Source organism: Melioribacter sulfuriphilus, from assembly GCF_052656625.1.
Window position 1 is genome coordinate 125,240 of the sequence record NZ_JBQXXK010000006.1, and the last position, 12,732, is coordinate 137,971.

At 34.9% G+C, this 12,732-nt stretch carries 8 protein-coding genes and 1 tRNA gene; 5 read left to right on the forward strand and 4 right to left on the reverse strand.

Annotated features, from left to right (window positions below):
- Positions 1–16: 16 nt before the first annotated feature.
- The gene (locus tag ACUN8G_RS09230; RefSeq protein WP_437346784.1) at positions 17–1,342 is read right to left on the reverse strand and encodes a M16 family metallopeptidase; all 1,326 of its coding nucleotides are present in this window, start codon (positions 1,340–1,342) and stop codon (positions 17–19) included.
- Between the two features lie 114 nt (positions 1,343–1,456).
- Between ACUN8G_RS09230 and ACUN8G_RS09235 the strand changes: the two genes are divergently transcribed.
- From ACUN8G_RS09235 to ACUN8G_RS09255, 5 genes are all read left to right on the forward strand, one after another.
- Positions 1,457–4,291 (forward strand): PAS domain-containing sensor histidine kinase, encoded by a 2,835-nt coding sequence (locus ACUN8G_RS09235; protein WP_437346785.1) that lies wholly within the window; start codon positions 1,457–1,459, stop codon positions 4,289–4,291.
- Between the two features lie 69 nt (positions 4,292–4,360).
- Positions 4,361–4,996, forward strand: a complete 636-nt coding sequence (locus tag ACUN8G_RS09240) for a response regulator (protein WP_437346786.1) — start codon at positions 4,361–4,363, stop codon at positions 4,994–4,996.
- Between the two features lie 115 nt (positions 4,997–5,111).
- Positions 5,112–5,483: a response regulator gene (locus ACUN8G_RS09245; RefSeq protein WP_437346787.1), complete on the forward strand. Its 372-nt coding sequence runs from the start codon at positions 5,112–5,114 to the stop codon at positions 5,481–5,483.
- A gap of 112 nt (positions 5,484–5,595) precedes the next feature.
- Positions 5,596–5,988 carry a hypothetical protein gene (locus ACUN8G_RS09250; protein WP_437346788.1) on the forward strand — a complete coding sequence of 131 codons (393 nt, stop codon included), beginning with the start codon at positions 5,596–5,598 and terminating at the stop codon, positions 5,986–5,988.
- Between the two features lie 929 nt (positions 5,989–6,917).
- Complete coding sequence (locus tag ACUN8G_RS09255; RefSeq protein WP_437346789.1) at positions 6,918–9,230, forward strand: methyl-accepting chemotaxis protein; 2,313 nt, start codon at positions 6,918–6,920, stop codon at positions 9,228–9,230.
- A gap of 399 nt (positions 9,231–9,629) precedes the next feature.
- On the opposite strand, the gene ACUN8G_RS09260 is transcribed toward ACUN8G_RS09255, so the two are convergent.
- The 3 genes from ACUN8G_RS09260 to ACUN8G_RS09270 form a co-directional block, all read right to left on the reverse strand.
- Entirely contained in the window at positions 9,630–11,276 is a 1,647-nt protein-coding gene (locus ACUN8G_RS09260; RefSeq protein WP_437346790.1) for a capsule assembly Wzi family protein, read from the reverse strand.
- Positions 11,277–11,282: 6 nt separating this feature from the next.
- A complete protein-coding gene (locus tag ACUN8G_RS09265; protein WP_437346791.1) occupies positions 11,283–12,572 on the reverse strand; it encodes an MFS transporter in 1,290 nt (429 codons plus the stop codon).
- A 28-nt stretch (positions 12,573–12,600) separates the two neighbouring features.
- Positions 12,601–12,672, reverse strand: a tRNA-Arg gene (locus ACUN8G_RS09270).
- Between the last annotated feature and the right edge of the window lie 60 nt (positions 12,673–12,732).

A 12,732-nucleotide genomic window follows, 5' to 3' on the forward strand; every position in this document is an offset into this window, starting at 1 on the left:
TATACTCCATTAATTTTTATTTCTTTTCCATTGATTTGGGCAAATAGTAAAGCACTACTCTGTTGTCTTTTGTAAAGTATTTATTCGCCACACGTTTAATATCCTCGCGAGTAACTTTCATGTAACGTTCGATCTCTGTGTTTATTAGATTCGGGTCGCCAAAATATACCAGATAATCCGCTAAGTTTTCTGCAATACCTGCGACTCTTGAATTCTGATTGACAAAATCCGATTCAATCTGGTTGCGCACTTTCTGAAATTCGTAGTCGCTTATCAATTCTTTTTTTACCTTATCGATTTCTGATTCGATTGCTTTTTCCAGTTCTTCAGCGTTAATCCCAACATTGGAAAGACCATAAACGATAAAAAGCCCTGGGTCTTCAAGCGACAGAGGTATGGAACCAACTGCAAGAGCCATCTGCTTTTTGTCTTTAATTTCTTTTTGAAGCCGAGCACTTTCTCCGCCAGACAATAATGTTGTAAGTAGACGCAATGCATAGTAATCTGGAGTCCCCTGTTCAGGTATATGATAAGCATAAACTACCATTGGAAGTTGAACATTGTCATAAACTACTTCTCGTATCTCTTTTTGTTGAGGCGGTTCAACTACGTCGGGTCGCGGAATTGTTTTATTACCCTTCGGAATCTCACTGAAATATTTATCTACTAACTTTTTTGTTTTCTCAATATCGATATCTCCAGCAATTGAAAGGGTGGCATTCTCAGGCACATAAAATGTTTTATAGAATTCGATAAATTCCTCCAGCTTTGCCTGATCGATATACTGTACGCTTCCGATAGGTATCCATCTATACGGATGAACTTTATAAGCATTGCTGAATATTTTTTCGAGCAATGAACCGTAAGGACGATTTTCATAGCTTTGTTTTCGTTCTTCTTTTACTACTTTTCTTTGTGTTTCCACGCCTATGCTATCGATTTTCAAATGGAGCATTCTTTCGGACTCGAGATAGAGTCCCAGTTCAAGCTGGTTCGAAGGGAGGATTTCATAATAAAATGTCCTGTCGAACGAAGTATTTGCATTCAGCTGGCCTCCTGCAGATTCCACAATTTTAAAATATTCTCCCCTGCCGATATTAGGTGAACCCTCGAACATCAAGTGCTCGAAAAAGTGCGCAAAGCCCGTTCGTTCAGGGTCTTCGTTTTTGCTTCCGACGTGATACAATACTGTAACCGCTACAATCGGAGTCGAATTATCCTGATGTAGAATAACGTTCAAACCATTATCGAGTTTATAATGAACAAACTCGATCTTTTTAGTTTGAGCTGTTATAAATCCAGCAATCAGAAAAAGAATTAAAAATGAGATGTGTCTTTTCATCGATTCTCCATTAATAAATTGGGATGATGTTCTATAATTAAGTCCTCTTAGAAAATAATACAAAATTTTATTTATATTAAATAAAAAAAACTCTAACTTGCCCACGGTGACTAAATGGAGAAAAAAATTAATAATAACTTAACAATTTTTTTGAAGAAAAGGCCGTTTAAAATTGCAACTCGCTATTTTCTTGTCTCATCAACTTTTACGGTCATCTCAATCCTTCTGACTTTCACTATTGAAACTGACGCCTATACATTAAAAATAGCTGCAATAACACAAGCAGTAGCTTATATACTCCTTACAGCATTGATACTTTATTATCTTCTCCAATACGACACAAAACAAATACTGCAGCAAAACGAAGAATTGATTGAACAAGAGAAGAGATGGAATTATGCTTTTGAAGGGGCAGGCGATGGTGTCTGGGATTGGAACTTAAAAACAAACGAAGTCTATTTCTCAAAAAACTGGAAGACCATGCTTGGTTATAAAGAAGACGAAATAAAAAACTACTACACGGAATGGGAAAGTCGACTTCACCCTGACGATAAAGAATTTGTTTTAAAAAAGCTAAACGATTATCTGGCAGGCAAATCGGAGATGTATTCGGTAGAAAGTAGATTGCGCACAAAAGATGGTTCCTACAAATGGATACTGGATCGTGGTAAAATTTTTGAGTGGGATTCAGATGGTAAACCTCTCCGCATGATCGGCACTCACACCGATATTTCTGAATTAAAAAAGTTGAAAGAAGAAAAAGAATATTTACTCAATCAGCTACAATTGGAATTCGAAAGAATGCCAATTGGCATGATACTACTTAATAGCGACTTTACCGTTAAAGACTGGAATCCTTCAGCTGAAAATATTTTCGGCTACAAAAAAGAAGACATAATAAATAAAAAAATTCACGACTTCATTACGCTGCCGGAAAATCGCAGTGCAATTGAGAATCAAATCAATAGTTTGATTAAGCAAAACGATACTCTCCAATCAACTGAAATTAATGTTACTAAAAATGGAAAACAGATTATATGTGAATGGTACAACACTCCACTCTATGATCATAGTAGAAAGTTTAAAGGGTTGATGTCGATGGTGATCGATGTTACTGAAGTAAAAAAACAAGAAGAAGAAGTTTCTCGCAACAAAGAATTGCTAAACCGTATACTCGATACAAGTCCCGTCGGAATAATATCAGTTAATCAGGATGGAATAATTACTTTTGCAAACGAAGCTGCTCACGACATCCTATCATTCGATAAAGAAAATCTGATAAACAAATGTTGTCATTCTATTGAATTCAATTTTTATACTGCCGAAGGAGAACTGCTTGCAGAGATTGAATATCCATTTAATATAGTGAAGAGACGTGGCGAAATAATAAGAGATAAACTTTATGGTTATAAAAGCGCCGAAGGGTTTAAAATTCTGTCGGTCAATTCGACTCCGTTAAGAAGCCACCATGACAAATTCGAAGGGGTTGTTTGTACAATTGAAGATATAACCGATCACTATAAAATTGAAAATGCGCTCAAAGAGAGTGAAAAAAAATTCAGAATTTTATTTATGAATAATCCGCACCCGATGTGGATCTACGACGTCGATACGATGAAATTTATTGAAGTAAACGATGCGGCAATTTTTCACTATGGTTATTCAAAAGAAGAATTTCTAAGTATGAAATTAACAGATATCCGCCCAGAAGAAGATATCCCTTATTTAATTCGAAGCGTACGCGAGGATACCGAGATTACACAGCGACATCGTGGGTGGCGTCACCGCAAGAAAGACGGTACTATTATATACGTTGAAATCAGTTCACACGCACTGCCACATACTTTAGGAGGAAATTATCGACTAGTAACTGCCATTGACATAACCGAGCAATATCTGGCAGAAAAAGCACTGCAGGAAAACGAAGAGAAATTCCGCATCTTGACCGAAACAACTTCGAGTGCAATATTTATTTATCAGGACAATAAATTTGTTTATCTCAATCCTTACACAGAAATAATTACTGGTTATTCAAAAGACGAATTGATGGAAATGGAGGTCTGGAATCTAATTCATCCTGATTTCCGGGATGAAGTAATGAAAATAGGAATAGCGCGGCTTGAAGGCAAAGCAGTACCTAACAGGTACTCTTTTAAAATAATTACAAAAGACGGAACGGAACGTTGGATAGAACTTTCAGCAGGTACAATTCTATACAAAAACAAACCTGCGGCAATCGGAACTGCATTCGACATTACTGTAATGAAAAATGCAGAAACAATATTGAACGAATCGAGAGAGCGATACCGACAGCTCGTATTGCACATGCAAACATTAAGAGAATCCGAACGGGCAGCAATTGCGCGCGAGATGCACGACGAATTAGGACAATTATTAACTTCTCTTAAAATGAACCTCTCAATTATAAAAAGAGATATCGTTGAAAAAAAAATTCAGGATATAAACACAATTATTACCGAACTCGATTCAATGTCGGGCGTAATCGACAGAGCGGTAGCAGGTGTAAGAAAAATGATAACAGAGCTAAGACCCGAAGTTCTGGACAAACTTGGATTGATACCCGCTATCGAATGGCTGGTTGAGAATTTTAAGAAGACAACAAAAATCGACTGCTCATATAAATTTTCTGATGAATCGATACAACTTGACTCAGATAAAGAACTGGTAATTTTCAGAATCATACAGGAAGCTTTAACAAATATCAGCAGGCACTCAAAAGCCACAAAAGTAAGCGTATCGTTAACTAAGAAAGAAGGTTCGATACATCTAATTATTAAAGATAACGGGGTCGGCTTCGATAATAAAATGCTGGCTGACAAAAAAACATTTGGTTTAATGGGCATGCAAGAAAGAGCATCTTCGATAGGTGCCACTTTTGAAATCGAAAGCAAAAAAGGACAGGGCACTGTCATTAAGTTAGTCCTATGATGGATGTCATCAATGACTTTACTTTTTACATAAAATAACCTTAAATTAAAATCACAATTAAGGTTAGCTATGTTAACTATATATATAGCCGACGACCATTCATTGATCAGAGAGGGAATTAAGAATCTTATCAAACACGAATCCGGTATGAAAGTAATCGGGGAAACCGGAAATCCATTCGATATCATTGATGATATATTAAAATTAAAGCCAGACATTGTTATACTCGATCTGGCAATGCCAGGCAAAAGCGGTCTTGATGTACTCAAAGACATTAAGAATATTTCACCGAAAACAAAAGTGCTGGTTATGACCATGATGCCTGAGGATCAGTTTGCCAAAAGAACATTAAAGGCAGGTGCTTCCGGATATATTACAAAAGATTCTGCAGTCGACGAAATAATTAATGCAATCCACAAAATATCTGCAGGTAGAAAATATATCTCACAATCACTCGCTGAAAAGTTAGCTGAAGATCTGGAAGACAAAAAAACAAATAAAGAACCATTAGAACTTTTATCTGACCGTGAAATACAAATTCTTAAATTAATTTCTTCAGGCAAACCGCAAACTGAAATTGCCCGCGAACTTAATCTCAGTGTTTCGACTGTAAACACTTACCGCAGTCGCATGCTCGATAAATTAGGTCTCAAGTCTACAGCTGAACTCATTCGATTTGCACTTCAACATCAATTAAATGAATAATCTTGTAGGAATATTACGACACCATTTTGATTGATTTTACTACTTTTTTCCTTCTCTCAGAGCTTTATATTTAATTTTAACTAAAAGAATCGTGCACATAATTTCTAAGCCTATTATGAAAAGAGTTCTTATAGTAGACGATTCCTCCATTGTTCGACAAAATCTTAAAAAGATTATCGATTCGATTGATGGCATTGAACTTTACGGTGAAGCCGAAGATTATCAATCTGCCATCGAAAAAATTAAAAATGAGATGCCCGACATTTTGATTCTCGATATTAATCTGGGTGAAAAAAGTGGAATTGATATCCTGTATAAAATTAAAAACAGATCTAACTCTGAGCCGATTGTAATTATGTTTACAAATTACACAGACCCAATTTTCAGAAAAGCTGCAAAAGATGCAGAATATTTTTTTGACAAGTCAACTGAAATTGATAAGTTAATAACTACTCTACAAGAATTAGGCAAGAACTGTATAGATTAGTAGTAATTTTACTACTTTCTTAATTGACGTTTTTTGACATAAAAATAACTTTTTTACTATTTGAGGATTTTTATTTGTTCTTTAAGTTGCTGGAAAAATTTTCGTTGCGTATATGAGATTGCTTGTTTTCGAATACTCAAATGATATCAGGAAAATAATTGCTAAACAAATTGAGTTGATAAATTCAAATGCAGATATTATTTTGACCAAGAATCTTTACGGAACCGTTAAAGAATTATCCAAAAGTTCTTTTGATATTATAATAATAGATGGCGATAGCACCGAAGGAGAATTAAAGAAAGTAATCGAACTGGCAAGAGCTAAAAAAAACGACACTGTTATTATGCTTCTGACATCTTATGATATACCAATATTAAGGAAGCGATTTTTCGATTTAGGTATCGATTATAATTTCGACAAGCTGAAAGAATTTGATAGTTTTTTGAAAATACTTAGAACTGTTATTACCGATATTGAAGAAAAAGAAAGAAACAAAGCAGTGTAAAAATTTTTCTCAACTTAGCATTATATTTTTTTATTCTGTTCTTTTTATATTTGTCTCGGTAAATAAATTATAACTCAACTAGAAAGATTTTAACACCCTCAACTACTATATAGAGGGGAGCATGCTCAGAGAGATGTTTTGCCCTCGACATCTCTTTCCTCCGCTTCCCTCTATCCCCTTCCTAATTTGTAAATTATTTTTGCAATTAAGCACAGACAGTACATATTGAATTTTAGGCAAAATTAAGTATAAAATTCTATTTGAAGCTTATTGCGGTTAAATGCTGCAGCATTCGGATAAATGCTAGCAGAAAATTTAACATAGGAATCTCTAAAAAAATCCTACTTAATTATAGTTTCTTTCCTTTTCTCAATACTGGATTCTTTTTGCCCACATGTTATTGCATTGATAACTAAGCAATTCAAATGAAAAAGTATTTTTCCTCTATTAATCATTAAAAAGAAGATAAGATATAATTATTTCGCCAGATCTCAGTCAATAAAATAGAAACTATCGAGAAGGAATAATTATCAAGAAGTGATTATCAGCTAATCAAAAAAGTATTATCGTAAATGAATGTGGAATATAAATTTTATACCTATCTGAATTTGCAAACTCTTTCCGTTGAGCGAAATCGCAAAACTATTGAAGATGAATTGTTTTAACTAACCAACCAATACTTTTATTTAACTCTGTAATCTACTCTGCACCGCCTGATAAGGATCCCGATAAATACCAGCATATGTAGAATATCTTAAATTATGGCATGTGCATTTATTGAAAGACACCCAGCTGCTTATTTGTTTATACACAAAACTTCTGCCAATAATAATGAAAAAATATTAATCGATAAGTAGTCTTATATACTTTAAAAAAGTGCTTTTTTTTCGATAATAGCAACAGTCATATAATTACTTAATGGAGTTTATATGAAATTGAGTTTAAAAATTCAATTTTTACTAGCTTCGATTATTGTAGCAATTTTTATTTTGCTTCTTTACACAGGTGTATATTCATTCCTTACAGAGATTAATCAATACACATCAAAAAATGATATAAATGGAGTAAGAGTTGTAATCGAAAATTTTCAAAGCAATTTTTTGTCGATGATTATATTGTCAATACTTGTTGCGTTATTGCTTGGACTCTTCTTTATTAAGACCGTTTTGAAAAAATTGTCCTCAATACAAACACGACTTCATAAAATTTCAAATTATGATTTTTCATCAGAAGCTGAGGAATACCGATTAAAAGACGAACTTCATTTCATCAACAAAGATCTATATAAAGTTCAAAGAGTATTTAGCCGTTTTGTTAGGAATACAAATTTAATAGTCGATGTTTTTTTCAAACTTCGTTCGGAAAAAAGTACTGATGGAATATTAGAAAAGCTTGCTGACCTAACTTTGGAAATCTTCGACGTTAAATATGTGGCAATTTCTGTTTTTGATGAAAAAAATAAAGTTAAAAAATTTATCACACGTGGAGTAAGCGAGGAAATAAAACAAAAGATTGGGAAATATCCCGAAGGGAAAGGACTGCTCGGATATATCCATCAAACTCGTGAAACGTTAATGTTGGATGACCTATCTAAACATCCCAAATCATATGGTTTTCCCGCAAATCATCCACAAATGAAGACACTTTTGGCCATACCTTTGATACACGAAAATAAAAGTTATGGTAATTTATATATTTCCGAAAAGAAAGACGGAACACCTTTCAATAATGACGATAAAAAGTTTCTCGAAATGGTTGGTATTATCGCAGTTAATAGTATAATAACATTTGAGTTTGTAGAATATATATCAAAGCGAAATAAAATATTAAAGAAGGAAACCGAAATAATAAAAGAAATCATGAATCAGTTAGCAGATAGAGATTTTACTGTCGATTTAGAGTACACATTAGAAGATGAGAACAATCAAATTATTGTGGAAAACTTGCAGTTTATGGTCAATTCACTACGTGATGTTTTGCAGCATGTAAGAGAGGTTACAGATAATTTGGCTTCAGCTACAAGTCAAATTTCAGCAACAACAGAAGAACTTTCTGTAACATCAAAAGAACAGTCATTACAAATTAACGATGTTGCAGCAGCTGTGTCTCAAATGGATTCTGCAATACAATTGAATGCTGAAAACGCAATCCAAACAGCTGATAAAGCAAAAGATAATGAGGATATCGTTAAAGGAAGTATTTTAGAAATTGGTAAAACAATTGACAAAGTAAAACAAATTGCAGATTTCGTTCAATCCACAGCACAAAAACTTGAATCTCTGGGGAAATCTACAGAATCAATCACAGGCATTCTCCAAGTAATTGATGACATAGCTGAACAGACCAATTTGCTAGCATTAAATGCGGCAATTGAAGCCGCACGTGCTGGCGAACACGGACGTGGCTTTGCCGTTGTGGCTGACGAAGTTAGAAAATTAGCCGAACGATCCTCGAAGTCAACAAAAGAAATCGGTAAAATTATTTCTGATATACAGAATGAGACACGAAAAGTTGTTGAAACAATGAATCGAGGGAATAAAGAGGTCGCAGAAATTATTCAATTAACAGAAAATTCCGAGAAATCATTATCAAAGATTCCAGAAAACATTAATAAGGTTGTTGAATTGATCTCCCAGATTGCTGCAGCAAACGAAGAACAGTCTGCTACATCAAAACAGGTTTCTGCCAATGTTGAAAATATCTCTGGAATAATTGGTGAATCTGCTCATGCAGTTGAACAGATTGCCGAAGCATCTAACGATTTGACCAGACAGGCTGTTAACCTTCAAGAACTGCTAAACATGTTTAAATTATCAAAAACTGACAAACATTATACGAACAAGCAAATAACAGGCAGTAATATTAAGATTGATACTTTCGATTTCTCGGCCGCAAAGCTTGCTCATCGTCAATGGAAGATTAGATTGCAAAATATTATTCGTGGCAAAGAAACAGTTGATCCAAAAGTTGCAGGAAACTATAAAGGCTGCTCGCTTGGCAAATGGTATTATGGCCCCGGCTCAATTAATCTTCGCCATGACCCCGATTTTAAGGAACTTGAAAACTGGCATATTCAATTACATAAACTTGCAGAAGAAATTGTACACGATGTAATCAACGACAAAAAGAATGAAGCGAAAAATAAATTAGTGGATATTGAAAGATTAAGTGAGAAAATCGTAAGTCTTCTGGATTCACTTGAGATAAAATCAATGAAAAAGAATGTGTCGGTGTTAAACTAATTCGACTTTATTAACAGATTTTGTTCCTTCTAAACCCAGCTTGATGAACAAAGATGTTTTTATGCGAGTAGGTTTCTCTCAAAATCGTTCATTCTAAGTAAGAACCGACTCTAAAATAACAGTGAATACTTCTATTGCAATTGTTGATTAGGAGAGCAAGTTTTAAATGCCAGGTGGCTTTGTTTTCAATTTTTCGACTAACTATTTTTAAGTCCATCTTACGCAAAAATTATGCGTCAATTTAGTTTGGAGCTTACACTTAATTTACGTTCTTCAATCTTTTCAAGTTTTTGAAATAGCATTCTTGAGTAAAACACCTATAATTTCTAACGTTATTGCAAGGTTCTTTAACATAACTTAATTTTTGTAAGTTCTTCGTGTGCAAATGACTAAGTTCAATTACAAATCAAAATAGATTTTAAGATAGAAATGCTGGTTATTATTTCTCCGATTATCTGTCATATTTTTTGAGGAATTATAGAGATAGGACATTTCGAAGAAGAAATCCCTGATTGGCTCATATTTTATACTAAGTAATACTAAGTCGTTTCCATATCTGATGCCATCGAGAAAATCAATGTATTTTGGGTCGATATCCTGACGATGTGACACCAGTGGATCGCCACCTGCATTAAAAACCAGATTGCCGAGTGCGTCATAAATATTTTCACCGCTTCTAATGTACCTATATTCAGCCTCGAATCTCAATTTCCTGTTTACATTATAAGTCGTCCTTAGAAGTAATTCGTCCGAATTTGGTCCGATACGATGCCCGAGCAATTGACTGTGAGCCGTATAAGAATTCTTTAATGTTATATGAGAATAAACATAGGGTCTGATCTTCGTGTATTCAACAATAAGCGATAAGTCATCGAGCCCCAAGGGCGAATACCAGAAAGCACCAAGTTGATAAGCCGTTTTATTAGAATAGAGATTCAACTCCTGCAGATGAGAAAGGATGTTTTCATCGAGAAAAAATGTCCCTTGCAATTCGAGATTTCGAATGAATTTTGTCTGTAAATCGAGAAAAAGAATCCCATTATCCCTGTCCTGCAACGACATTTCTTCGAATTTATAGAATGCAAAAGGATTTAAATATGCCAGGTCGAGACTTCTGCCAGTATAAACTACAGTCTCGCCAATGCCAGCATCAAACAAACCAGGAAACGAAAATGTACATTTATTATAAGCAATATATTTTGTGTAATTGAGCGACCGATCCTCGTGAAATTCACCTATAGTAGAACCGTGTAATGAATAAAAATTGAGAATTCCGTAGTGGAAATTCATTCTTATAAAATCAACATAAGGATGGTTACCTGTAAGAACAAGTGGTTCACCATAACCATATCCCAGTCGAATTTTTTCCCTGCCAATTTGAAAGCTTAAATCCATCCCCTCGGCTGGTTCAGTATCATAACGCAAATACCCTTCCGTAAAATCGTAATTCGAAACATTTTCAATATTTTCATAAAATTTGAAATTGTAATTCAGTCGTGGATCGAATATCGGCGCTTTCCCAGATGAACCCCAGACCCCGCCTTTCTGTACCGTCATGCTGTATCCCAATTTCCCAAAGAGAGTTCCCCGTACACGGAATCCAATATCGAATAATTCGGAGTTATTGATTTTAGGTTCGATGAGTTGTCCGTGCATAGCGCGTCCAAGAATCTCGATATAAAGATTCGCATTATTATCTTTATACAAAAAAGTATTCTTGACTTTATCTTCGAACAAACCTTTTAATCCAGCTCCGTCAATCAGGCTAATAGAATTTGATTGCATTGCATCAAATTCATCAGTGAACTTTTCAAGCAACCCCAATTCTGTTACTGAAAGTTGATCCTTTTTTTCACGTATTTTCTCCAGAAAATTCCAGACTTCTTTTCTCGATAAATTTGGATTATCTTCATAAATATTGTCGAGCAGATTTTTGACCTTCATTTCTTTCAAGAAAATATAGACGGGATGGTCTAACGGAACATTCTCCTGTTGAGAAAAAAGTGGCAAAGCAATAAGAAATAATAATACAATTTTACGCTTCATAGTTTATTAGACATCTTCTATTTTGGGACGTAAAAATTTGTTATATAAAAGTAAGCCTGCAATTGTGGCCAGTCCAATTGAACTGAAGATGAGCCACAATATTTGAGGATTTTTCAGATTGTCGACAAAATGGACATAAAGACTTGCGCCAAGAACTCCTCCAATCCCGCTCCCAATAACTCCGTATAAAAATGCGTAACCTAAATAAAGCGCTTTCTTATCTTCAGGGGCAATTAGTCCCACATAACTGATGAATTTTGGATGCGCAGTCATCTCGCCTATGGAGAAAATAAATATTCCAAGGATAAAAACATACGGGTGAGTTGAGATTGCAAGTATTGCCATTCCGATAGTACCAAGTGCAATGCCGGCAATCATCGTAGGCAATGCCTTCTTGTTTTTAACCAGATTCGAAATAAAAATTTGCAGCAAAATAATTGTACCTGCATTAATGACTGTAACGTGCTCGACGTCAAACTTCCAATCTGGATTGGCGACGAAGATACCAAGTACAGAATTTACAAGATTGTTCACCGGCGTTGTATCGACATATTCTCTCACATACCAGAGCACAGTATCAAACTGCTGGAAATAGAGGATCCAGAAACCCGAATAAATAACAATCATAATAACGAATCTAAAATCTCCCAGAACTTTTACCATATCGAGAAGAACCTGTGCAAGAGATTTAGTGTTACTCGGCTTTTCGGGTTCTTTGTATACAAAAATATTTAGCAGTATAAGCCAGCCGGTGCCTATTGCAGCCATTATAAAAATATACGACCACGAAATTTGTTTTAAAGTTGGAACCAGTATAAGAGGAAACAAAAATGCGCCGAGATTAATCGTCCAGTAAAAGATTCCAAAAGCAAGTGTGGAGTTTGATTTATCCGTAGTGCGAGCAATCGTACCCGATATAATGGGCTTAAAAAAACCGGCGCCTATTGCCATTAAAATCAAACTTGCAAAGACCAGTCCATACGATGTAAAAAGAGATGTAAGGAAATAACCACTGCTCATAAGTACGAATGCAAACATTAATGTTTTTTTATAACCGAACCGATCGGCAATTGCACCCGAGAGAATCGGTAGAAAATAGAGGAGGGGTGTAATCGTACTTTTAATAATCCCGACACTTTCTTTTGAAAATCCCAGTCCACCTTCGTTGTGGCTGATAACCAGATAGACAGAAAGCACCGACATAACACCATAATAAGATCCACGTTCAAAAAATTCCATAGTAATTACAGTCCAGAAATTACGCGGGAATTGAGCGAGAGTTTTTTTGAAAGACATAAATTTCCTTACTATATGATAAAATTTGTACCCCCGGCGGGAATCGAACCCACATCTCGAGCTCCGGAGGCTCGCGTTCTATCCTTTGAACTACAGGGGCATTTTTTTCTGATTCCAAAATAATAAATTTGTCCTTAACTGAAATTATATTTTCATTATT